Here is a 21,978-nt window from a genome sequence, read left to right as displayed (position 1 = left end):
ACAGGACCACACCGGCGGCGGTACCGATGGCTAAACCGACGACGAACACGAGCGTGTAGCGCCACCATCCAACAGGACGAAAGCGCCCCGCGTACTCCTGAAAGTGGCGACTGGGGCTCTAGTGGGTGACGCTTTCCTGGGCTGATGGACAGTCGTGGGGCGATTCTGCTGAGGGCTGCGGAGATCGCGTCCGTCGACGGGCTCGAAGGGGTCACGATCGGGCGGCTCGCGGTCGAGCTCGGCATGAGCAAGAGCGGGGTGTTCTCGCACTTCGGCTCGAAGGAAGAGCTGCAGATCTCCACCGTGCACGTGGCCGCGGAGATCTTCTCGCGCGAGGTCGTGATCGCCGGTGGGTCGGTGCTGGACCTCTGTGGCCGGTGGCTCGACTACTCGAAGCGGCGCGTGTTCCCCGGCGGCTGCTTCTTCGTCGTGACGCGCTCGGAGTTCGCCGCCCGTCCCGGCCGCGTGCGCGACGCGTTGATGCTCTTCAACCTGCGCTGGATCTCACTGCTGGAACGGCTCTGCTGCGACGCGCAGACGGCGTTCGAAGTGGACGCTCTGCTGACTGCGGCCGACCGGTTCGCCGTGCTCTACGACGACGCTTCGGCGTACGAGAGAGTGCGGTCCGCGTTGCGCGCACGGATCACCATGCCGACCGGGATGGAGATGAGCGTCGCCACCCCGAACGACAGCAGCATCGCGAGCCACGCCTCGTCGACGATCTGGCCGCCGATGTAGCCGACGGCCGCGGGGTAGAGGCTCCACAGCGCCGACCCGATCGCCGCGACCGGCACGAAGCGCCTCAGCGGCCATTTCAGCGCACCCGCGAGCATCGCCCCGACGATCCCGCCCGCCGGCAGGAACCGCGCCGCGATGAGGATCGTCTCGCCCTTGGACGCGAGCTGGTCGGCGGTCCACACGACCATCGCCCGCGCCTTGGCGTTCTTGTTGACCCGGTCGAGGGCCCTCATGCCCATCCGGCGGCCCATCGTAAAGTTGATCATGTCACTGGCCAGGCATCCGGCAGCGGCGACGGCGACCACCAGGTACAGCGGGACCTCACCGGACGCGGCCAGGACACCAGCGCCGATGAGCACGGCCTCCGTCGGTGCCAGAGGCACGACGGCGACCAGGAACAGCACGACGAGGCTGGCGGCTGTGGTGCTCATGATCCGTGAACGTACGTGACCCGGGTGAACAATCCCGACCTGGGGCTTTCTTCAGCCCACCCACAGGTCAGAAGTCGATCTATAACCTCGGATCGTGCCGTTCACGCTCGCGCACCCGGCCGCGGTGCTCCCGCTGCGCCGGTCCCTCTGGTTCCCGGGACTCGTCGCGGGCGCGATGGCACCCGACGTCGGCTACTACGTCCCTGTCCTGCCGACCCACGACCTCCTGGGCGGATCCCTGGCGGCGGTGGTGTTGTTGCTGGTCGGACGGCTGCTGCTGCCGTCTGTGATGGCGTTGGCGCCGGAGTTCGTGCGGACGAGGGTGTCCCGTCCCGGAGACCTCCTCCAGCCGTTCATGCGCGCGTTGTCCATTGTGGTGGGAGTGCTCACACACCTGCTGTGGGACGCCTTCACCCAGACCGACGGCTGGTTCGTGCAACGGTGGGACTGGCTGACCATCCCGGTCGCCGGCCCGCACCGGCTCTACAACGTGATCGGCTACGTGTCATCGCTCGGCGGCCTCGTGCTGCTCGCCCGGATCGGCCTGGTTGCCCCCAGGGGCAATGACTGGCCGTCACACCCCAAGATTTCCCGGTACGTGTTCCGGGCGTTCATCGGGCTCGTCGCGGTAGTCGGCGCTGCCTGGTCGTTGTCCGATCCTGTCAGTCAGGCGAGCACCTATGACTGGGTCAGGAACCTGCTGCTCGGCGTGATACAGGGCACATGCGCGGGGGTGGCCGCGCACGCGGTTTTGTGGGGTCTCAAACAGTCACGGCATGACAGGTCATGACAGGTCACTGAGGCAGGCCGAGATCGCATCTGTCACGCATTCAAGCCTGGGAACTGCCGTTGACCAGCTCGTTCACCCGTCATTAACCTCCGAGCTTCAATAGGAAAGCTTGTTTACCAATCCTTCGCCGCCGCCCCTTGCCCAGGAGGACGAAGTGATCAGAAAGCACACCCGCCTGGGTGTCACTTTGGCGCTGTTAGCGCTGGTGATGCCCCAGATAGCCGGGTCGGGAACGGCCAACGCGGCCGACACCCTGCTCTCCGCCAACAAACCCACCAGCACGTCGTCTGTCGAGGCGGAGACCTTCGGGGGCGCCAACGCCGTCGACGGTGATCCGACCACTCGCTGGGCGAGCCTCGAAGGACACGATCCGGAGTGGATCGCGGTCGACCTCGGCGGCACGGCGACCATCTCCCGGGTCAAGCTCACCTGGGAGGCCGCGTACGCCTCCGAGTACAAGATCCAGACCTCCGCGGACGGCTCGACGTGGAGCACCAAGAAGACCCTCACCGGTCAGAACGGTGGTACCGACGACAACACGCTGAGCGCCAGTGGCCGGTACGTGCGGATCTACGGCACCAAGCGCGGCACGCCGTACGGCTACTCGCTGTTCGGGCTGGAGGTCTACGGCAGCAACCCCAACGGCGACAACACGCCGCCGACCGCGCCGGCCGATCTCGCCAGCACGGCCACCACGTCGGACTCGGTGAGTCTGCAGTGGACGGCCGCGACCGACAACGTCGGCGTGACCGGCTACGACGTCCTGCGGGGCGGCAGCGTCGTCGGCTCTCCCACCGGCACGTCGTTCACCGACACGGGTCTCGCGTCGGGCACGCAGTTCACCTACACCGTCAAGGCGCGTGACGCGGCCGGCAACCTCGGGCCCGCGAGCAACGCGGTGCAGGCGACCACCAAGCCCGCCGCGCCGGGCGACACCATCACGGTCGTCGTCGCCGGTGACATCGCGTCGCTCACGAACTCCGAGCACTACGAGACCGCGAAGCTGATCGACCAGATCAAGCCGAACCACATCCTCACGGTCGGCGACAACCAGTACGACAGCGGCACGCTCGCGGAGTTCAAGGCCCACTACGACAAGTCGTGGGGCAAGTTCAAGAGCATCACCCACCCCGCGACCGGAAACCACGAGTGGGAGGACAACCTCAACGGCTACAAGTCGTACTTCGGTGCGCAGGCCTACCCGAACGGCAAGCCGTACTACACCTGGGACGCCGGTCAGTTCCACTTCGTCTCGGTCGACTCGAACACGATGTACGAGAAGGGCAGCGACTCGACGCAGCTCAGCTGGCTGAAGGCCGATCTCGCCGCGAACACCAAGCCCTGCGTCGTCGGCTACTGGCACCACCCGCGGTTCAACTCGGGCCAGTACGGCGACCTGTCCCAGGTGGCCCCGTACTGGAACGCGTTCGCCGACGCCAAGGCCGATGTCGTGTTCAACGGCCACGACCACCACTACGAGCGGTTGTCGCCGCTGAGCAAGAGCGGCGCGGTCGACCTGGTCAACGGCATGCGGGCCGCGATCGTCGGCATCGGCGGCGACTACCTCTACGACGAGCGCACCCCGCGTGCCGGTGTCGAGAAGTACTTCTCCGACAGCCACGGCGTCATGAAGCTCACCCTCTCCGGCACCTCCTACTCGTGGGAGGTCATCGACACCGCCGGCAGGGTGCGCGACAAGGCCGGTCCTTACAACTGCCGTTGATCACTTCTGGCTGCTGACTCCGGAGGCCGTCGTGTACATCGCAACTGCTCGACAAGCTCCAGCCGCTGGTGGCACCGGCAGGATCGCGGCGAACGTGCTCGCCCTGGGCGCGGTCTCCCTGCTCACCGACATCTCGTCGGAGATGGTCACCGCGATCCTGCCGCTCTACCTCGTGCTGGGACTGGGGTTCTCCCCGCTGCAGTTCGGTGTGCTCGACGGCATCTACACCGGTGTGACGGCACTGGTTCGCGTTGTCGGTGGTCACGCTGCGGACCGCTGGCAACGGCGCAAGCTCGTCGCTGGAATCGGGTACGGGATCTCGGCGCTGGGCAAGCTCGGCTTGCTCGCCGCCGGGACCTCGGCGGGCGCGATGGGGCTCGTGCTGGCCGGGGACCGGACCGGCAAGGGCTTGCGCACCGCGCCGAGGGACGCGCTGATCACGTTGAGCAGTGAGCCTTCGGCGCTCGGACGCGCCTTCGGTGTCCACCGTGCCATGGACACCGTCGGCGCGTTCCTCGGTCCGCTGGTGGCGTTCTGTCTCTTGTGGACGATGCCGGCTCGCTACGACGTCGTGTTCGTGGTGAGCTTCTGCTTCGCCGCCATCGGGTTTCTGGTGCTGGTGTTGTTCGTGCGCGATCACCGGGACGTGCTGCCACGCGTCGCGGTGTCACTTCGAAATGCGTTTGGGCTGTTGCGCGACCCACGTTTCCGGCGGGTCTGTGTGGTCGCGTGCGGGCTCGGGTTCCTGACGCTCGGCGACGGGTTCGTCTACCTGTTGCTGCAGAAGAAACTCGACGTCGAGGTCGCCTACATCGCGTTGCTGCCGCTCGGCACGGCCGGCGTGTACCTGCTCGCCGCCGTGCCGATCGGCGCTCTGGCCGACCGCGTGGGGCGGTGGCGGATCTTCCTCGCCGGCCACCTCGCGCTGCTCGGCGCGTACCTGATGTTCGTTGGTGTGTCAGGGGTTTTCTTGCTCGTGGGCGTTCTGTTGCTGCACGGGTTGTTCTACGCGTGCACCGACGGCGTGCTGATGGCGGTCGCCGGGCCGATGGTCCCCGAGGAGCTGCGCACGTCCGGTCTGGCCCTGCTCCAGACCGGCCAGGTGCTGGCGCGGGCGTGTTCTTCCGTGCTCTTCGGTGCTCTTTGGACGTGGTTGGCTTGATGAGAATCCTGATCGTCGTCGCGGCCGTGCTCGTTCTGGGTGCCGGCGCGACGGCGTACGCGTTGCGCACTCCGGAGGCGGTTTCCGTTGCCACCGAAGCAGGTCCGGTCGAGCTCTCGCCGGGTCGGTTGCTGTTCGTGGACGACGTGAGCGGGAAGGTCGCCTCGGTGCCGTTGTCCTCACCCGGCGGGCCTCGCCGGGTGAGTTCGTTGTCCTGCAAGCGCTTCTACACCGCTGCTCAGCAGGGGCTGTGCCTCGCGGACACGACTCGGCCGATGCCCGGCTCCACCGCGGTGTTCGTTGACCAGAACTTGTCGGAGAAGCGCCGGGTGGAGGTCGCGGGCGTGCCGAACCGGGCCAAGCTGTCGGCGGACGGGCGGATGGCGTCGTGGACGACGTTCGTGACCGGCGACTCGTACGCCCAGTCGGGCACGTTCTCGACGCGCACCGGCATCTTCGACACGCAGACCGAGGAGTACGCCAGCAACCTCGAGGGGCTGCGGGTCGAGGGCCGGAAGATGACCAACGACATGAACTACTGGGGTGTCACGTTCACGTCGGACGACCGCCTCTTCTACGCCACCCTCGGGGTCGGCGGGAAGACCTACCTGATTCAGGGCGACGCGGTGGACAAGTCCGCGAAGTCGTTGCGGGAGAACGCCGAATGCCCGTCGCTGTCACCGGACGGCAAGCGGGTGGCGTTCAAGAAGCGCGTGCCCGGCGATGGTGCGCGGCCGTGGCGTGAGCACGTGCTGGATCTGAGCACGATGGTGGAGACACCGCTGGCCGAGACTCGTGGGATCGACGACCAGGTCGTGTGGCTCGACAACGACACCATCGCCTACGGCCTGCCGGGAGAGGGGATCTGGGCCGTGCCGGCGAACGGGGAGGGCGCGCCGCGGCAACTGGTGCCGCACGCGTCCTCCCCGTCGCTCGTCAGCTCCAAGGGATCGCTTGGCCCTTGAGGGCAAGTAATGCCGTCACGGTCCTGACGAGTCCTGGTATCTGATAGTAAAGACTCTTTACAAATACTTCGAGCCGCTGCCCTGCCCAGGAGGACGAAGTGATCAGAAAGCACACTCGCACGGGTGTCGCGCTGGCCCTGCTCGCGCTGGTCGTGCCCCAGATCGCCGGTTCGGCCACGGCGAACGCGGCGGACACCCTGCTCTCCGCCAACAAACCCACCACGGTCTCGTCCGTCGAGGACGCGACCTTCGGCGGAGCCAACGCCGTGGACGGAGATCCGGCCACTCGCTGGGCGAGCGTCGAAGGCCATGATCCGGAGTGGATCGCGGTCGACCTCGGCGGCAACGCCACGATCTCCAGGGTCAAGCTGAACTGGGAGGCCGCGTACGCCTCCGAGTACAAGATCCAGACGTCGGCCGACGGCTCGACGTGGAGCACGAAGAAGACCTTGACCGCGCAGAACGGTGGCGTCGACGACACCTCGCTGACCACCACCGGCCGTTACGTGCGGATCTACGGCACCAAGCGCGGCACCGCCTACGGCTACTCGCTGTGGGACCTCGAGGTCTACGGCAGCATCGCCAACGGCGACACCACGCCGCCGAGCACGCCGACGGGGCTCGCGAGCACCGGCACGACGTCCAGCTCTGTCGGTCTGCAGTGGACCGCCTCGACGGACAACGTCGGCGTGACCGGCTACGAGGTGCTGCGCGACGGCAACGTCGTCGGCACGCCGGCGGGCACCACGTTCACCGACTCGAACCTGGCCTCCGGCACGACGTTCACCTACACCGTGCGGGCTCGAGACCTCGCGGGCAACGTGTCGGGCGCGAGCAACTCGGTGCAGGCGACGACTCAGCCGGCCGGCCCCGGCGACACCATCACCATCGTGGTCGCCGGTGACATCGCGCTGCCGGAGCTGCCGGGCAACCACACGAAGACCGCCGCGCTGATCGACCGCATCAAGCCGAACTACGTGATGACGGTCGGAGACAACCAGTACGACAACGGGACGATCACCGAGTTCCGCAACTACTACGACAAGACGTGGGGCAAGTACAAGGCGATCACGAAGCCCGCGACCGGCAATCACGAGTGGTACAACAACCTCGACGGCTACCGGCAGTACTTCGGCTCCATCGCCTTCCCGCAGGGCAAGCCGTACTACAGCTGGGAAGCCGGCGAGTTCCACTTCGTCGCGGTCGACTCGACCCCGTTCTACGAGCAGCAGAACACGACCGAGCAGCTGAACTGGCTGAAGAACGACCTGGCGACCAACACCAAACCGTGCGTGATCGGCCACTGGCACCACCCGCGGTTCGACTCGGGTCGCTACGGCGACGAGCCGAAGATGTCGCCGGTGTGGAACGTGTTCGCCGACGCCAAGGCAGATGTCGTGTTCAACGGCCACGACCACCACTACGAGCGGCTCGCTCCGTTGAGCAAGAGCGGCACGGTGGACACGGCCAACGGCCTGCGGATGGCGATCGTCGGCATCGGTGGTGACAACCTCTACAAGGACGTCGTCCCACGCACCGGTGTCGAGAGCTGGTTCGCCAACTCGCACGGCGTCATGAAGCTGACGTTGTCGGGCCGCTCCTATTCGTGGGAGGTCATCGACACGGCGGGCAACACCCGCGACAAGGCAGGTCCGTACAACTGCCGCTGATGGTCCCTGCCCTGTTCGGTGCTCTTTGGACGTGGTTCGTTTGGTGAGGATCCTGATCGTCGTCGCGGCGGTCGTCGCTTTGGGAGCCGGCGCGACGGCGTATGCGTTGCGAACTCCGGACAAGCCTTCCGTCGCGACGGAGGCGGGAGCCGTCGACCTGTCGGAGGCGGGCCGGTTGGTTTTCGTCGACGAGGTGAGCGGCAAGGTCGCGTCCGTTCCGCTGTCCTCACCGAATGGTCCTCGCCGGGTGAGTTCGTTGTCCTGCAAGCGTTTCTACACCGCAGCACAGCAAGGCCTGTGCCTCGCGGAGGCGGAGGGGCCGTTGCCGCGGGCAACGGCCCTGTTCGTCGACAAGGCGCTGGCGGAGCGGCGGCGTGTGCAGATGCCGGGTGTGCCGAACCGGGCCAAGCTGTCGGCGGACGGCCGGATGGCGTCGTGGACGACGTTCGTGACCGGGGACTCGTACTCGAAGTCGGACTCGTTCTCCACCAGGACCGGGATCTTCGACCAGGCCGCGGAGACGTACTCCAGCAACGTCGAAGGCCTGACCGTCGCCGGAGTGACCTCGATCGAGGACCAGAACTACTGGGGCGTGACGTTCGCGGCGGACGACCGCACCTTCTACGCCACCCTCGGCACCGGCGGGAAGACCTACCTGGTGCGCGGCGACGCGGTCGACCGGGCGGGGCAGAAACTGCGGGAGAACGCCGAATGCCCGTCGCTGTCACCCGATGGCAAGCGGGTGGCGTTCAAGAAGCGCGTGCCCGGCGACGGCGCGCGGCCGTGGCGTGAGCACGTGCTGGATCTGAGCACGATGGTGGAGACACCGCTGGCCGAGACTCGTGGGATCGACGACCAGGTCGTGTGGCTCGACAACGACACCATCGCCTACGGCCTGCCGGGAGAGGGCATCTGGGCCGTGCCGGCGAACGGGGAGGGCGCGCCGCGGCAACTGGTGCCGCACGCGTCCTCCCCGTCGCTGGTTACCGGTTAGCCCTGTTGATCGCCGACACGATCGCGCGGAACGAAGCGGCGACCGTGGACGAGTCGATGCCGACGCCCCACAGCACGCGGTCGCCCACGGCGCATTCGAGGTAGGCGGCCGCGCGGGCGTCGTCACCGGCGGACAGCGCGTGCTCCGCGTAGTCCAGCACCCGCACGTCGTAGCCCACCGAGGCGAGCGCGTCGACGAACGCGGCGATCGGACCGTTGCCGGAACCCGTGATCTCCTGCTGCTCGCCGTCGATCAGCAGGGTCGCGACGATCTCCTCGTGCCCGCTGCCGTCCGACGACGCCTTGTGCTTCAGCAGGTACAGCGGCACCCGGCCGTGCAGGTACTCCTCCGCGAAGGCGTCCCACATCTCCTTCGGGTTGATCTCGCCGCCCTGCGTGTCGGTGACCTCCTGGATCACCTTCGAGAACTCGATCTGCAGCCTGCGCGGCAGGTCGAGGTGGTGCTCCTGCTTCATCAGGTACGCCACACCGCCCTTGCCGGACTGCGAGTTGACCCGGATGACGGCCTCGTAGTTGCGGCCGACGTCCTTCGGGTCGATCGGCAGGTACGGGACCTCCCACGGGAAGTCGTCGACGTGCTGACCGGCGTCCTTGGCGTCCGCCTCCAGCGACTCGAAGCCCTTCTTGATGGCGTCCTGGTGCGAGCCCGAGAAGGCGGTGAACACCAGGTCGCCGCCGTACGGGTGGCGCTCGGGGACCGGCAGCTGGTTGCAGTACTCGACCGTGCGGCGGACCTCGTCGATGTCGCTGAAGTCGATCTGCGGGTCGATGCCCTGGCTGAACATGTTCATCGCCAGGGTGACCAGGCAGACGTTGCCGGTGCGCTCACCGTTGCCGAACAGGCAGCCCTCGATGCGGTCCGCGCCGGCCAGGTAGCCCAGCTCGGCCGCGGCCACGCCGGTGCCGCGGTCGTTGTGGGGGTGCAGGCTGAGGATGATGCTGTCGCGGTTGGCCAGGTTCCTGGACATCCACTCGATGCTGTCGGCGTAGACGTTCGGGGTGGCCATCTCGACCGTGGCCGGCAGGTTGATGATCAGCGGCTTCTCGGGCGTGGGCTGGATGACTTCCTGGACCGCGTTGCAGACTTCCAGGGCGTACGTGAGCTCGGTGCCCGTGTAGGACTCGGGGGAGTACTCGTAGCGGAAGTCGGTCTCCGGGTAGTCCTTCTCCTGGCTCTTGGCGAACTTCGCCGCGTCCACCGCGATCTTCTTGATGCCGTCGCGGTCGGAGCGGAAGACGACCCGGCGCTGCAGGATCGACGTCGAGTTGTAGAAGTGGACGATGGCCTTGCCGGCGCCGCGCAGGGACTCGAAGGTCCTGGCGATCAGCTCTTCGCGGCACTGGGTCAGGACCTGGATGGTGACGTCGTCCGGGATCGCGCCGTCTTCGATGATCTCGCGAACGAAGTCGAAGTCGGTTTGGGAGGCGGCCGGGAACCCCACTTCGATCTCCTTGAAGCCCATGCGGACCAGGAGGTCGAACATCTTGCGCTTGCGCGCCGGGGACATCGGGTCGATCAGGGCCTGGTTGCCGTCTCGCAGGTCCACCGCGCACCACTGAGGGGCGGTTCGTGCTCGTTTGGTGGGCCAGGTGCGATCGGGGACGTCGATCACCTCTACCAGCTCGTGGAACGGGCGGTAGCGGTGGAAGGGCATGCTGCTGCCGAGCTGGCGGTTCCAACTCGGCTGGGATGCCGGGGCCTGGCGCGCGGGCTGGCGGATTCGGCTGGTGCCGGAGGTGTAGGCGTCTACCGACGAGAAGTCGTCACCGGAAGTCATTTGGAGCTCCTGCGGGTCGTTTTATGGGAACGACCGGCGGCAACGCTGAGTCCCGCGACGGGGGGCCGGTCTGATCAGACCCCGTCACGGCAGCGAAGCAGGAGGGAACGCCACACGTCGGACAGAGTAGCCACAGATGCCGGGTTGATGGAACTTGAGGACCGGATCGTGGGATGTGGCTACTCGGAGTCGCCGGCTGCGGGATCTTGAGATCCTGGTCAACTTGCAAGTTTTAGATGGCGCTGAACTGGGAAAAGTTCTGACATGTCCAGATTACGTACGACTAGTGGCCGCGGCACGGCTTCACGCGTGATCAGCGGCATCGGTGTGGTCTTCGCCCTGATCGAGATCCTCTACATCCTGATGATCGTGCTCGGTGCGAACCAGGCGAACGCGTTCTTCAAGTTCGTCCAGTCCTTGGCCGAGCCTCTCGCACTGTTCTTCCCCGGGCTGTTCAACACGGGCAACTACAACGTCGACGTGCTGCTCAACTACGGGCTCGCCGCCGTGTTCTGGCTGGTCGTGACCGGCATTCTCGCGCGTGTGGTGTCCCGCTACTGAGTAGTAGATTCCCCGGCTATGCGTACGCGTGTGGTCGGGATCGCGGCAGGTGTTGTCAGTTGGGTGGGCCTCGCGCTGGCGGTCGTGCTCGTCGTGCACGTGGTGCTGACCGTCGGCGGGGCCAACCCTGACAACCCCATCACGAGTGTGGTGAAGGCGGTTGCCGAGCCTGTCGCGCTGGCCTTCAAGAACCTCTTCGAGCCCGAGGACGCGAAGTTGCGGACGATCGTCAACTTCGGGCTGGCGGCGTTGTTCTGGCTGGCCGTTCGAGCGATCGTCCTCAAGCTCGTGAGGCGCCTGAACTAGGTTCGACGTCATGGCGCGCGACGACTTCTGCAGCAACTGCGGCACTGCCTACGCCGACACGTCCACGTACCCGCGTGAGTGCTCCAGCTGCGGGCACATGGTGTGGGCGAACCCGGTGCCGGTGGTGGTGTTGCTGGTACCGGTGAAGGACGGGGCGCGCACCGGGCTGCTGACTGTGCGGAGGGCGATTCCGCCGGTGGGGCAGCTGGCGTTCGTCAGCGGGTTCATGGAGCGCGGGGAGTCCTGGCAGGAGGGCGCGGCCCGCGAGCTCCAGGAAGAAGCCGGGGTGAGCGTCGACCCCGATGACTTGCGGCCGTTGCACTTCGTGTCGACTCCCGATGGGGCGACGGTGTTGCTGTTCGCGACGGCGCCTGCGATCAACGCTGAGGACATGCCGCCGTTCGTGCCGAACGAGGAGGCGTCCGAGCGGCGCGTGATCTTCGAGTGCGAACCGTTGGCGTTTCCGCTGCACAACGAGATCGCGAGCGAGTACTTCTCAGCCGAACAGTGACTGGCCCCAGGTCTCGGTGAACACCATCTCCGACAGCGGGTTGCGTCGGCGTTCGCGTTGTTCGCGGGCTTGAAGGTCCTCGGGGAGGTCTTCGAGGTTGCCGTGGTGACCCAGGGCCATGACCACCAGCGGGCGGACGTCATCGGGCATGGCGAAAGCGGTGTGGGCGGCTGACTTGTCGAAGCCGCCCATCATGTGGGCGATCAGGCCCAGGTCCACGGCCTGCAGCGCGATGTTCTCCATGGCGAGGCCCAGACCGAACTCGATGTTCGGCAGGTCGCCGCGGGAGTCGGCGGTGATCACGCAACCGATCAGCAGAACCGAGGCGCGGTGAGCCCAGGTCTTGTTGCCGGGGCGGAGGGTTTCGTAGATCGCGGCGAAGGTTGGCGTGTCGCGTTTGCCGACGATGAAGCGGGCCGGCTGGCTGTTGCCGTGGGACGGGGCCCAGCGGGCTGCTTCCAGCAGGACGCGCAGCTCGTCGTCGGTGATGGTGGCGTTGGCGTCGAAAGCGCGAGGGCTCCAGCGCTGGGAGATCAGCTCGTTCATCAGATCGCATACTGCCAAACGGCGAGGGAGTAGGCGCCGAACCAGGCGCTGAAGAGGATGGCCAGACCGAGGACGGTCAGGACGGTGGACAGGCGACGGCGCGCGAGGACCAGGGCCAGTGGGACGAGGAGGGTGAAGGCCGGCAGGAGCAGGCGGGCCTTCGAGTTCATCAGGCCGTTGGAGCCCATGTCCATGACGAGGACGCCGATGGCGTAGACGATCAGTGGCCATTCGAGGCGGCGCTGGAAGGCGTAGAAGACGAGCACGATGGCGAGGACCAGCAGCCAGACCGTGCCGGTTTCGAGTTCGGAGCGCGGGTTGCCGAGGTGCTCGAAGGCGAACTTCCAGGTGGCCGCGCCGCCGTCGAACCTGGAGCCCCAGCCGCGTTGCTGCACGCCGAACCAGCCCGCGAGGTCGCGGGTGCGGATGGCGACCCAGGCGAGGTAGCCGAGCAGGCCCAGAGGTGCGGCGAGGGCGCCCACCCAGGCTCGCCAGTCGCGCTTGTCGGCGATCACCGCGACGACGGCGGCCAGCACCACGGCTGCGATCAAGGCGCCTGCGGTGGGGCGGACCAGGCCCGCGGCGGCGCAGGAGACGCCCGCGAGGATCCAGCGCTTCTTGACCACGCCCACGAGAGCCCAGACGGCGAACGCGCAGAAGGTGGCCTCGGAGTAGGTCATGGAGAGCACGACGGCCATCGGTGAGGCCGCGAAGAGCGTGACCAGGATCAGGCCGGACGGGACGGAGCCGCCGCGGACGGCCCGGCCGAGGACGAACAGGCCGTACGCGCAGAACAGGCCGCTGATCAGGCTGACGGCGAAGGCGGCGCCCTCGACGGTCACGCCTGGAAGGCTGTCGACCCACCTGACCAGGGCGGGGTAGCCGGGGAAGAACGCCAGAGGCGTTTCGGCGCTGCGCCTGCCCGCGGCGTCGGTGAGGCGGCCCGGGACGTCGTGGTAGCCACCGGCGGCGATGCCGAGGAACCACTCGCCGTCCCAGGTCTTGAGCTCACCGAGGGCGGTGTTGGTCGTGCCGTGGAGCTTGTTCTGGTACTCGACGACCAGCTGCAGGACGTAAAGACCCACCTGGCGCACGAACAGGTAGATGAGGCCCGGCGCCGACCAGACCACCGCTGGGTGTCTGAGCGCCCCGGCCAACTGCGAGCGCGCACTGCTCTTATGCACGGCTGCTGGGGCCTCCACGCGATGGGCGGTCGACGACACCCGGACAGAGTAGTCACGCGCGTCACGGCTCCAGAGTCTCACCAGGTGGTCCGGGTAGGCTGCCTACGACGTGCAGTTTTAGTCGCGTGAAGGAGGTTGGGTCGGTGGCGCTCGTCGTCCAGAAGTACGGCGGTTCATCGGTTGAGAGTGCCGAGCGGATCAAACGCGTGGCCGAGCGCATCGTCGCGACCAAGAAGGCGGGGAACGACGTCGTGGTCGTCGTGTCCGCCATGGGTGACACGACCGACGAACTGCTCGACCTCGCCCGCCAGGTGTCGCCGGTGCCGCCGGCGCGTGAGCTCGACATGCTGCTCACCTCGGGTGAGCGGATCTCGATGTCGCTGCTCGCCATGGCGATCCACTCGCTCGGTGCCGAGGCCCGCTCCTACACGGGTTCGCAGGCAGGCGTGATCACGACGGCGGTGCACGGCAAAGCCCGCATCATCGACGTGACGCCGAGCCGCATCCAGGACGCGACGTCCGAGGGGGCCATCGCGATCGTCGCGGGCTTCCAGGGCGTCTCCCAGGGCTCGAACGAGATCACCACGCTCGGCCGCGGCGGCAGCGACACCACCGCGGTGGCGCTCGCGGCCGCGACCAAGGCCGACGTGTGCGAGATCTACACCGACGTGGACGGCGTCTACACCGCCGACCCGCGCATCGTGCCGAACGCGAAGAAGCTCGACACGATCAGCTACGAGGAAATGCTCGAGATGGCCGCGTGTGGCGCCAAGGTGCTGATGCTCCGCTGCGTGGAGTACGCCCGCCGCTACAACGTGCCCGTGCACGTCCGCTCTTCGTTCAGCAACAAGACCGGAACCATCGTGTCCGGTTCAGTGGAGGACCTTCACGTGGAACAGGCGATGATCACCGGCGTCGCGCACGACCGGTCTGAAGCCAAGATCACCGTTACCGCCGTGCCCGACCACCCCGGCATCGCTGCCAAGATCTTCCGGGTCGTCGCGCAGGCCGAGCTCGACATCGACATGGTCGTGCAGAACGTCTCGCAGGCCGCGTCCGGCCGCACGGACATCACGTTCACGCTGGCCAAGGTCGACGGCCCGCGCGCGGTGGCGGCACTGGAGAAGGCCCGCGGCGAGATCGGGTTCGACCAGGTCCTCTACGACGAGCACGTCGGCAAGGTGTCGCTGATCGGCGCGGGCATGCGCTCGCACCCCGGCGTCACGGCGACGTTCTGCGAGGCGCTGGCCACGGCCGGCGTCAACATCGACATCATCTCCACCTCGGAGATCCGCATCTCGGTCATCTGCCGCGACACCCAGCTCGACGACGCCGTCCGTGCCCTGCACGACGCGTTCGAGCTCGGTGGCGAGGAGGAGGCCGTCGTCTACGCAGGGACTGGCCGATGACCGCGCCTGTACTCGCGCTCGTCGGCGCGACCGGTGCCGTGGGCACCGTGATGATCGACATCATGAACACCCGCTCCGACTTCCCGTGGGGCGAGGTCCGGCTGATCGCGTCCGCGCGCTCGGCGGGCAAGAAGATCAGCGTGCGCGGCCAGGAGCTGACGGTCGTCGCGCTCTCGCCGGAGGCGTTCGACGGCGTGGACATCGCGATGTTCGACGTGCCGGACGAGATCTCGGCCGAGTGGGCCCCGATCGCCGCCGAGCGCGGTGCCATCGCGATCGACAACTCCGGTGCGTTCCGGATGGACGCGGACGTGCCGCTGGTCGTGCCAGAGGTCAACGCGGACCAGATCGACAACCGCCCGCGCGGCATCATCGCGAACCCGAACTGCACGACGCTGTCGATGATGGCGTCGCTCGGTGCGCTGCACCGCGAGTTCGAGCTGAAGGAACTGGTCGTGGCCTCGTACCAGGCCGCGTCCGGTGGTGGTCAGGCGGCGATCGACCGCCTGTACGCCGAGATCAGCGCGCTGGCCGGCCAGGAGGTCGGCGTCGCCGCGGGTGACGTCCGCGCGACGCTCGACGCCGCGGGCCTGCCGGTGTCCGACTCGCCGTTCCCGGCTCCGCTGGCGCTGAACGTGGTGCCGTGGGCGGGTTCGCTGAAGGACGACGGCTGGACGTCCGAGGAGCTCAAGGTGCGCAACGAGGCTCGCAAGATCCTCGGCATCCCGGACCTGAAGGTCTCCGCGACGTGCGTGCGCGTCCCGGTCGTCACCACGCACTCGCTGGCCGTCCACGCGACGTTCGCGCGCGAGGTCACGGTCGAGGCGGCGCACAAGATCTTCGAAGAGCAGCCGACCATCGTGCTCGTCGACGACCCGGCCGCGAAGAAGTTCCCGACGCCCGCCGACACCGTGGGCGAGGACCCGACGTACGTGGGTCGCGTGCGCCAGGCGCTGGACTTCCCGAACACGCTGGACTTCTTCGTGTGCGGTGACAACCTGCGCAAGGGCGCCGCGCTGAACACCTACGAGGTCGCGGAAGAGCTCGCGAAGCGCCTGTAGAACCGTCCTTCCATCGCTGCCCGGCCAGGTATGGTCGGGCAGCGATGGGGGAGATCGAATGGATCAGGCCGCCCCGACTTCGTGAAGTCGTGGCCGCCTATCAGGGTTTTGCGCAGAGTGCGGGTGTCCGAACAGGACTCGTCGACCAGTTGGTCGCCTGTTCGTCCGACGATCCCGCGAAGGCGTTGGCGGACTGGGCCGGGCGGCCCTCCGTTCAACCGGACCTGGTGTCACGCCAGAGCGCCCGTTCGCCGGGCAAGATCAGATCGCAGGGGCCCGGCGCGTTGATCTGGGCTCTGCCCGCTGCCGTGCAACGACTTGAAGCCGATCGGATTCGTGAGCTGGTCGAGCTCACCCACGGCCCCGGCTCACCGGCTGCCGACGCCGTGATCGTGCTGGCCGAACACCTCTTCACGGGCGCTGAGCTCGATCCACCGGAGGCCGACCCGTGCACCGCCGCCGGTGCGTTGGCGCAGGCCGTTCGCGGTGAAGGACGTGGCGTCGCGCGGGCGATCGCAGGTGCGTTGAAAGGCGGGCCGCAGCACGAGATCGCGCAGGTCGCCGAAGAGCTGTACCGGAGGTCGTGGTGAACCGGGACGAAGCGATCTCCCTCGCCGGGCGGTGGGTCGCCGAACACCGCGGCGGGGAGTTCCGCGTCGACGAGAAGAGCGTGTGCCAGACGCGGGACGGCTGGACCGTCGGGTACGCCGTGCCCAGCGAGGACGGCGTGGTCCGCGGCGGCGGCAAGTGGCCGAAGACCGGGGTCGAGGTGCACGTGCTGGGCACGTTCGCGGAGATCGACGACGGCAACGTCGTGGACCGGCCGTGGGAAGCCGTGTTCGACCCCGAGTTCATCTTGATGCCGGGCATGCGCACCGATCCGTACTTCACCGCCGTCGCCGGCTGGCGGTCGTTGGAGAACGGCGACTTCCACCGCAACCCGGCGCACGTGCCGGGACCGGTCGCGTCGGGTGAGCCGTGGCCGACGACGCCGATGGAGCGGTTCCTCAGCTACTTCGAACGAGGCTGGTACGACCGGGCCGGGCTGGCGCACAACGGGGTGCACGGGGAAGTGCTGATCGCGGGCGACGCGTCGCTCGAGCGGTTCGACTACCCGGAGACGCTCGACGTCCACACGACGTCCGAGCTGCTGCCGGAAGGCACCACGCGCTGGTACCGGGTCGCGCTCACCACGATCCTCGCCAGGATCTACGGGCCGCGGTTCCAGGGCACGAGGCCGGCGAAGCTGCACATCAACCCCGGCCTGCGGTACGACACCGTGTTGCCGTTGAGCGCGTTCGCCGACGAGGCTTCGCAGCACATGCGGATGTGCGGGTGCTACGAGCACGACAGGTGGGGAAGCGAGGTGGGGCCGTGGATCGCTCCCGCCGACCTGGCCGTGCTCGGGCGGATCATGCGCGCCGCACCCGTCGACGCGGTGCCGGTGGTCACCACGAAGTTCTCGTTCACCCTCGCCCGTGACGCCCACGACCGCTACTTCCTGATCAAGGACGACGCCGTGGACACCGGCCGGCTGCGAGGCTGTCTGATCGGCGGGGCGATCGGCGACGCGTTGGGCGCGAACACCGAGAACCTGCCGATGGAGGTCGTCTACGAACGTCACGGGCCGGACGGCATCACCGATCTGCCCGACGACCCGGCGGTCACCGACGACACGCAGATGACGCTGTTCACGTTCGAAGCGGTCATCAGGGCGCACGTGCGCAAACGGATCACCGGCAACGCGGGCTTCACCGAGGTCGTCCAGCACGCCTACCAGCGTTGGCTGCACACCCAGAAGACGCCGTGGGAGAAGGCCCGCGGTCCACTGTCCACTCTGGATGAACCGGACGGCTGGCTGATCGGTCACGGCGACCTGTTCCGCATGCGCGCGCCCGGACTCACCGTCACGTCGGCGTTGCAGCAGTACGGGCGCACCGGTGTGATGGCCACGAGCGAGAACCCCGCCAACGACTCCAAGGGCTGCGGCGGTGCCATGCGCGTCGCTCCGATCGCCTTCTACGCGGAAGACGCTCTGGAAGCCTTCTCGTTGGCGAAGTACGCCGCCGAGCTCACCCACGGGCATCCGAGCGGTTGCCTGTCTGCCGGATTCTTCGCCGTGCTCGTTCACGAAGCGTTGCAGGGCAACGGTTTGCTCGCAGGTGTCGACTCCGCGATGAAGGAGATCGTCCGGTACGAGCACCACGAGGAGGTCGTCGCGGCGGTCGAGCACGCCATCGAACTGGCCGCTGCGGGAGAACCGAGCGTGGCGCGCGTGGAGGAGCTGGGACGAGGTGGAGTCGGCGACACGGCGCTGGCGATCGCGCTCTACTCGGCGTTGGTGACCGACGATCCCAACGAGGCGTTGCTGATCTCGGTCAACCACGGCGGCGACAACGACTCGACGGCGTCCATGTGCGGCAACCTCGTCGGCGCGCTGCACGGCGTCGGCAAGATCCGCCCGGACTGGGTCGAGCGGGTGCAGTTCCGCGAGGTCATCGACGAGATGGTGGCGGACTGGGCCAAGGAGACCGGCGCGAACCCGCCGATGGCACAGGAGTGGTTCACCCGCTACCCGCCCTCCTAGGCTGAGGTTCATGGCGGAGAGCGACGAGCAGTACGACGCCCTGGGCGCGGTGTACGAGCGGGCCAAGCACATCCCGACCGGGCTGGCCGAGCGCGCCACCCTGCTGTCGGCGGTCGGTGACCTGCGCGGGAAGTCCGTGCTGGACGTGGCGTGCGGCACCGGGTTCTACGCGCGGCTCTTCCACGACCTCGGTGCGGTGAAGGTGGTGGGCGTCGACTCGGCCGGCGAGATGATCGGCTACGCGCGGTACGTCGAGGGACGCGAACCGCGTGGCATCACCTACGAGCAGCACGACGCGACCACGTTGCCCGTGCTCGGCGCGTTCGACGTGGTGACGGCCGTGTGGCTGCTCGGCTACGCGGACGACGAGCCCGCGCTCGACACCATGATCGGCAACCTGGTCGCGAACCTCGCTCCAGGCGGACGGCTCGTCGTGCTGGTGCCGAACCCCGAACCGGACTGGGACCTGTACGCGCAGTACGGCCGCTACGGCTACCAGATCACGGCGACCGGTCCGATGAACCTGAAGCAGCCCGTGGTCGTGCACGTGCTGGGCGACCCGCCGTTCGACTTCGACTCCTTCTACTGGGAGCGCGGCGCGTTCGACGGAGCACTGACCAGGGCCGGTCTGCGGGACGTGACGCGGCAGCCGGTCGTGACCCCGGACGACGACGAGTCCTGGGACGCGCTGCGGCAATGCCCGAGCTTCGGCGTGTTCACCGCCGTGCGGGACAGCGCATGATCGTGCTGGCGGTCGACCTCGGCACCACGGCCACGAAGGTCGTCGCGGTCGACGCCCAGGCGCGCGTGGTGGCCTCGACCGAGCGCGGTTACCCGATGCGCACGAGTGGCCTGGAAGCCACGCATGATCCGCACCAGGTCCTGAACGCCGCGCTCGACGCACTCGCGGAGCTGGCCTCCGAGGACGTCCGCGCCATCGCCCTGACCGGCGCGATGCACTCGATCATGGGCCTGGACGCCTCGCTCCAGCCCGTCACGGAGTCGCTGAGCTGGGCCGACAACCGCGCGATCGAGCAGACCGAACGCCTGCGCGGCACGGCGGAAGGCCGCGCGCTGCACCAGGCCACGGGCGCGCCGATCCACTCGTTCACGCCGCTGATGAAGCTCGCCTGGTTCCACGAGAACGGCGTGCGGGCCGCGAAGTGGTGCGAGATCAAGGACTTCGTGCACCTGCACCTGACCGGCGAGCTGCTCAACGAGCACTCGTGCGGCTCGGGCACGGGTCTGATGAACATCAACACCCTGCAGTGGCACGAGCCGTCGCTGGAGTTCGCGGGCGTCACGGCCGACCAGCTCCCGCCGCTCGTCGAACCCACCCGCGCCACGCCGCTCAGAGCCGAGATTCCCGGACTGCGCAAGGGAATCCCGGTCATCATCGGCGGTGGTGACGGCCCGCTCGGCAACCTCGGCGTCGGCGCGGCGACCCCTGGTGCGGGAGCGGTTTCGCTCGGCACGTCGGGCGCACTCCGCGTGGCACAACAGGGTCCGGGCGTCGACGAGGAAGGCCGCACGTTCAGCTACGCCATCGCCGAGGGGCTCTGGGTCCGCGGTGGCGCGATCAGCAACGGCGGTGTCGTAGCTCAGTGGGCGTCGGAGACCTTCGACATTCCGGTGGGTGATCTTCTCGAACAGGCGGCAACCGCCGACTCCGACGGCCTGGTCGCCCTGCCGTACCTGCTCGGCGAGCGGGCGCCGTGGTGGGACCCGACAGCTCATGCCGCGTTGCTCGGCCTGCGTCGCGAACACACCCCGCAGCAGATCACGAAAGCCCTGGTGGAAGGCGTCTGTCAGCAACTGGCGCTGGTGCTCGACGCCGTCCCGCGGGTGGACTCGTTGCGGATCACCGGCGGTGCGTTCCGCGCCCCGATCTGGGCCAAGACGCTGGCCAACACGCTCGGCATGCCGTTGCACCTCACCGAGGACAGCGGTGGCTCGGCGGTCGGCGCGGCGCTGCTGGCCTGGCGTGCCCTCGGTGAGATCGAGTCGCTGACGGTCGACCTCGTCCAGCCGACGCAGACGATCACGCCGGACGAGGACGCCATCACGAGGTACGCGAGGGCACGACCGTTCGTGGCGAAGGCGTACCGGGCGCTGGAGGAGCTGTACAGCGAGGGCAGCGCCCCCAGAACGTGATCTCGGCCCGCTCGACGTGGAACCCGGCGAGCTCGACCGCCGGCTCGAAGACGCAGTCCACGTCCTCGGTCCGGCCGCATTCGCGACACACGAGGTGATCCAGTGCTGGCACGGCTCTCACCCTAGTCCTGCGATCTTGAACACATCAAGAAAACGAAGGGTTAAACATTTTGCCATCCAAGTGAGGATGGCGGTGTGGACCTCGCCCCCTTCAAACACGTCCTCATGCTGCCCGGGGTTCGCCCTCTGACGTTGTTGATGTTCTTCGCGAGGATGCCACCTGCCGCGACTGGCGTGATCTTGACGCTGCACGTCGCGGTCACCCTGGACCAGGGGTACGGCGCCGCGGGACTGGTGGGGGCGGCGGGCACGGTGGGCATGGGCCTCGGTGCGCCGCTGATGGGCAAGCTGATCGACACCCGCGGGCTGCGGACGATGCTGGCGGTGGGCGTCACGGCCAGCGCCGCCTTCTGGCTGACCGCGCCGCTGATGAGCTACTGGACGCTGCTGGTCAGCTCGTTCATCGTCGGCCTGGTCGGCGTGCCGATGATGTCGATCGGCCGACTGATCATCACCGCGCTGGTGCCGGAGAGCCGCAGGCGCGTTGCCCTTTCGGTCGACTCGATCTCGGTCGAGCTGTCGTTCATGGGTGGCCCGGCGCTCGGCGTGGCCATCGCGACCAACGTTTCCACGAACGCCGCGCTCATCGCGATCGGTCTCTCGATCCTGGCCGTCGGAGCCGTCCTGTACTGGGCGAACCCGCCGATGGTGCACGAGGACGAGGTCGTCGACGGACCACAGCCGAAGATCTTCGAGTGGCTGCGCGGCCGGCTCGTCGGTGTGTTCGTCGTGTGTGTGGGCGCGACCGTGTGCCTTGGTGGCATGGAGGTCTCGGCCATCGCGTCGTTGGAGCACATCGGCAAGCAGAGCTGGCTGGGCGTGGTGTTCTTCGCGATGTGCGCGGCGTCGATCATCGGTGGCGTGGTCTACGGCGGCGTGAGGCGCGTGCCGAGCGTGCTGGTGCTGCTCGCGTTGATGGCCGTGCTGGAGATCCCGGTCGGACTGGGCGATGGCAACGTTCTGCTGCTGTGCCTGCTCCTCGTGCCGATGAACCTCATGTGCGCGCCGTTGATCGCGGCGTCGGGTGAGCACATCAGCAAGCTCGCGCCACCCACCGCGCGTGGTCTGGCGCTCGGGCTGCAGGGTTCGGCGTTCACCCTCGGCAACGCGATCGGCCAGCCGCTCGCGGGGGTGGCGATCGACCGCGGTGGCGCGCCGGCCGGGTTCGCGATCGTGGGCGTGATCGGGCTGCTGGTGGCAGGCGTCGCGTGGGTGCTCGCCCGGCAGCGTCAGCAGGTAAATCCGTTGCCAGTGGGGTGACGATGGGG

At 67.8% G+C, this 21,978-nt stretch carries 20 protein-coding genes and 1 pseudogene; 17 read left to right on the top strand and 4 right to left on the bottom strand.

The window, feature by feature from the left end:
- Nucleotides 1-144: 144 nt before the first annotated feature.
- Nucleotides 145-738, top strand: a complete 594-nt coding sequence (locus ABZX92_RS17725; protein ID WP_355560007.1) for a helix-turn-helix domain-containing protein — start codon at nucleotides 145-147, stop codon at nucleotides 736-738.
- 56 nt (nucleotides 739-794) lie between these two features.
- On the opposite strand, the pseudogene ABZX92_RS17720 reads toward ABZX92_RS17725, so the two are convergent.
- Nucleotides 795-1,169, bottom strand: a pseudogene (locus ABZX92_RS17720) (VTT domain-containing protein); the annotation flags it as partial.
- 94 nt (nucleotides 1,170-1,263) lie between these two features.
- Between ABZX92_RS17720 and ABZX92_RS17715 the strand changes: the two are divergent.
- The 6 genes from ABZX92_RS17715 to ABZX92_RS17690 all read left to right on the top strand — a co-directional run bounded on the left by ABZX92_RS17715 (nucleotide 1,264) and on the right by ABZX92_RS17690 (nucleotide 8,473).
- Nucleotides 1,264-1,959, top strand: a complete 696-nt coding sequence (locus tag ABZX92_RS17715; protein WP_355560005.1) for a DUF4184 family protein — start codon at nucleotides 1,264-1,266, stop codon at nucleotides 1,957-1,959.
- A 154-nt stretch (nucleotides 1,960-2,113) separates the two neighbouring features.
- A complete protein-coding gene (locus ABZX92_RS17710) occupies nucleotides 2,114-3,682 on the top strand; it encodes a discoidin domain-containing protein (protein ID WP_355560002.1) in 1,569 nt (522 codons plus the stop codon).
- A 31-nt stretch (nucleotides 3,683-3,713) separates the two neighbouring features.
- On the top strand, nucleotides 3,714-4,844 hold the full coding sequence (locus ABZX92_RS17705) for an MFS transporter (protein ID WP_355559999.1): 1,131 nt from the start codon (nucleotides 3,714-3,716) through the stop codon (nucleotides 4,842-4,844).
- Entirely contained in the window at nucleotides 4,844-5,809 is a 966-nt protein-coding gene (locus ABZX92_RS17700; RefSeq protein ID WP_355559996.1) for a hypothetical protein, read from the top strand. Before ABZX92_RS17705 ends, ABZX92_RS17700 begins: the two co-directional genes overlap by 1 nt.
- A gap of 98 nt (nucleotides 5,810-5,907) precedes the next feature.
- Complete coding sequence (locus tag ABZX92_RS17695) at nucleotides 5,908-7,479, top strand: discoidin domain-containing protein (RefSeq protein WP_355559993.1); 1,572 nt, start codon at nucleotides 5,908-5,910, stop codon at nucleotides 7,477-7,479.
- A 43-nt stretch (nucleotides 7,480-7,522) separates the two neighbouring features.
- Nucleotides 7,523-8,473: a hypothetical protein gene (locus tag ABZX92_RS17690; RefSeq protein WP_355559992.1), complete on the top strand. Its 951-nt coding sequence runs from the start codon at nucleotides 7,523-7,525 to the stop codon at nucleotides 8,471-8,473.
- Here ABZX92_RS17690 and leuA read toward each other — a convergent pair.
- A complete protein-coding gene (gene leuA / locus ABZX92_RS17685; RefSeq protein ID WP_355559989.1) occupies nucleotides 8,463-10,271 on the bottom strand; it encodes a 2-isopropylmalate synthase in 1,809 nt (602 codons plus the stop codon). The genes ABZX92_RS17690 and leuA overlap by 11 nt on opposite strands.
- Before the next feature lie 264 nt (nucleotides 10,272-10,535).
- Here leuA and ABZX92_RS17680 point away from each other — a divergent pair, with 264 nt between their 5' ends.
- From ABZX92_RS17680 to ABZX92_RS17670, 3 genes are read left to right on the top strand one after another with little or no spacing between them, the layout of a single operon-like run.
- On the top strand, nucleotides 10,536-10,832 hold the full coding sequence (locus ABZX92_RS17680) for a hypothetical protein (protein WP_355559987.1): 297 nt from the start codon (nucleotides 10,536-10,538) through the stop codon (nucleotides 10,830-10,832).
- An 18-nt stretch (nucleotides 10,833-10,850) separates the two neighbouring features.
- Entirely contained in the window at nucleotides 10,851-11,138 is a 288-nt protein-coding gene (locus tag ABZX92_RS17675; protein WP_355559984.1) for a hypothetical protein, read from the top strand.
- A 10-nt stretch (nucleotides 11,139-11,148) separates the two neighbouring features.
- Nucleotides 11,149-11,649 carry an NUDIX domain-containing protein gene (locus ABZX92_RS17670; RefSeq protein WP_355559982.1) on the top strand — a complete coding sequence of 167 codons (501 nt, stop codon included), beginning with the start codon at nucleotides 11,149-11,151 and terminating at the stop codon, nucleotides 11,647-11,649.
- On the opposite strand, the gene ABZX92_RS17665 is transcribed toward ABZX92_RS17670, so the two are convergent.
- Nucleotides 11,635-12,195, bottom strand: a complete 561-nt coding sequence (locus ABZX92_RS17665; RefSeq protein WP_355559979.1) for a nitroreductase family protein — start codon at nucleotides 12,193-12,195, stop codon at nucleotides 11,635-11,637. The two genes, ABZX92_RS17670 and ABZX92_RS17665, sit on opposite strands and share 15 nt — an antisense overlap.
- Complete coding sequence (locus ABZX92_RS17660) at nucleotides 12,195-13,325, bottom strand: hypothetical protein (protein WP_355559976.1); 1,131 nt, start codon at nucleotides 13,323-13,325, stop codon at nucleotides 12,195-12,197. Before ABZX92_RS17660 ends, ABZX92_RS17665 begins: the two co-directional genes overlap by 1 nt.
- Before the next feature lie 197 nt (nucleotides 13,326-13,522).
- Here ABZX92_RS17660 and ABZX92_RS17655 point away from each other — a divergent pair, with 197 nt between their 5' ends.
- The 7 genes from ABZX92_RS17655 to ABZX92_RS17625 all read left to right on the top strand — a co-directional run bounded on the left by ABZX92_RS17655 (nucleotide 13,523) and on the right by ABZX92_RS17625 (nucleotide 21,970).
- Nucleotides 13,523-14,788: an aspartate kinase gene (locus ABZX92_RS17655; protein WP_355560014.1), complete on the top strand. Its 1,266-nt coding sequence runs from the start codon at nucleotides 13,523-13,525 to the stop codon at nucleotides 14,786-14,788.
- On the top strand, nucleotides 14,785-15,849 hold the full coding sequence (locus ABZX92_RS17650; protein ID WP_355559973.1) for an aspartate-semialdehyde dehydrogenase: 1,065 nt from the start codon (nucleotides 14,785-14,787) through the stop codon (nucleotides 15,847-15,849). The genes ABZX92_RS17655 and ABZX92_RS17650 overlap by 4 nt, the downstream gene beginning before the upstream one ends.
- Before the next feature lie 44 nt (nucleotides 15,850-15,893).
- A complete protein-coding gene (locus ABZX92_RS17645; protein WP_355559971.1) occupies nucleotides 15,894-16,439 on the top strand; it encodes a hypothetical protein in 546 nt (181 codons plus the stop codon).
- Entirely contained in the window at nucleotides 16,436-18,436 is a 2,001-nt protein-coding gene (locus tag ABZX92_RS17640; RefSeq protein ID WP_355559968.1) for an ADP-ribosylglycohydrolase family protein, read from the top strand. The genes ABZX92_RS17645 and ABZX92_RS17640 overlap by 4 nt, the downstream gene beginning before the upstream one ends.
- A 10-nt stretch (nucleotides 18,437-18,446) precedes the next feature.
- Nucleotides 18,447-19,178 carry a class I SAM-dependent methyltransferase gene (locus tag ABZX92_RS17635; protein WP_355559965.1) on the top strand — a complete coding sequence of 244 codons (732 nt, stop codon included), beginning with the start codon at nucleotides 18,447-18,449 and terminating at the stop codon, nucleotides 19,176-19,178.
- Nucleotides 19,175-20,590: a gluconokinase gene (locus ABZX92_RS17630; protein WP_355559963.1), complete on the top strand. Its 1,416-nt coding sequence runs from the start codon at nucleotides 19,175-19,177 to the stop codon at nucleotides 20,588-20,590. The genes ABZX92_RS17635 and ABZX92_RS17630 overlap by 4 nt, the downstream gene beginning before the upstream one ends.
- A 195-nt stretch (nucleotides 20,591-20,785) precedes the next feature.
- Nucleotides 20,786-21,970, top strand: coding sequence for an MFS transporter (locus ABZX92_RS17625; protein WP_355559960.1), 1,185 nt, complete (start codon nucleotides 20,786-20,788; stop codon nucleotides 21,968-21,970).
- Nucleotides 21,971-21,978 lie beyond the last annotated feature (8 nt).

Source organism: Lentzea sp. NPDC006480 (assembly GCF_040611995.1).
GTDB lineage: Bacteria > Actinomycetota > Actinomycetes > Mycobacteriales > Pseudonocardiaceae > Lentzea.
This window is presented reverse-complemented; position numbering and strand designations above follow the sequence as displayed.

Bases quoted from the DNA above. Each gene is read 5' to 3' on its own strand.
- ABZX92_RS17680 (WP_355559987.1), top strand. From the start codon at position 10,536: ATGTCCAGATTACGTACGACTAGTGGCCGCGGCACGGCTTCACGCGTG.
- ABZX92_RS17675 (WP_355559984.1), top strand. From the start codon at position 10,851: ATGCGTACGCGTGTGGTCGGGATCGCGGCAGGTGTTGTCAGTTGGGTG.
- ABZX92_RS17645 (WP_355559971.1), top strand. From the start codon at position 15,894: ATGGGGGAGATCGAATGGATCAGGCCGCCCCGACTTCGTGAAGTCGTG.
- ABZX92_RS17635 (WP_355559965.1), top strand. From the start codon at position 18,447: ATGGCGGAGAGCGACGAGCAGTACGACGCCCTGGGCGCGGTGTACGAG.
- ABZX92_RS17650 (WP_355559973.1), top strand. From the start codon at position 14,785: ATGACCGCGCCTGTACTCGCGCTCGTCGGCGCGACCGGTGCCGTGGGC.
- ABZX92_RS17725 (WP_355560007.1), top strand. From the start codon at position 145: ATGGACAGTCGTGGGGCGATTCTGCTGAGGGCTGCGGAGATCGCGTCC.
- ABZX92_RS17700 (WP_355559996.1), top strand. From the start codon at position 4,844: ATGAGAATCCTGATCGTCGTCGCGGCCGTGCTCGTTCTGGGTGCCGGC.
- ABZX92_RS17665 (WP_355559979.1), bottom strand. From the start codon at position 12,195: ATGAACGAGCTGATCTCCCAGCGCTGGAGCCCTCGCGCTTTCGACGCC.
- ABZX92_RS17630 (WP_355559963.1), top strand. From the start codon at position 19,175: ATGATCGTGCTGGCGGTCGACCTCGGCACCACGGCCACGAAGGTCGTC.
- leuA (WP_355559989.1), bottom strand. From the start codon at position 10,271: ATGACTTCCGGTGACGACTTCTCGTCGGTAGACGCCTACACCTCCGGC.
- ABZX92_RS17670 (WP_355559982.1), top strand. From the start codon at position 11,149: ATGGCGCGCGACGACTTCTGCAGCAACTGCGGCACTGCCTACGCCGAC.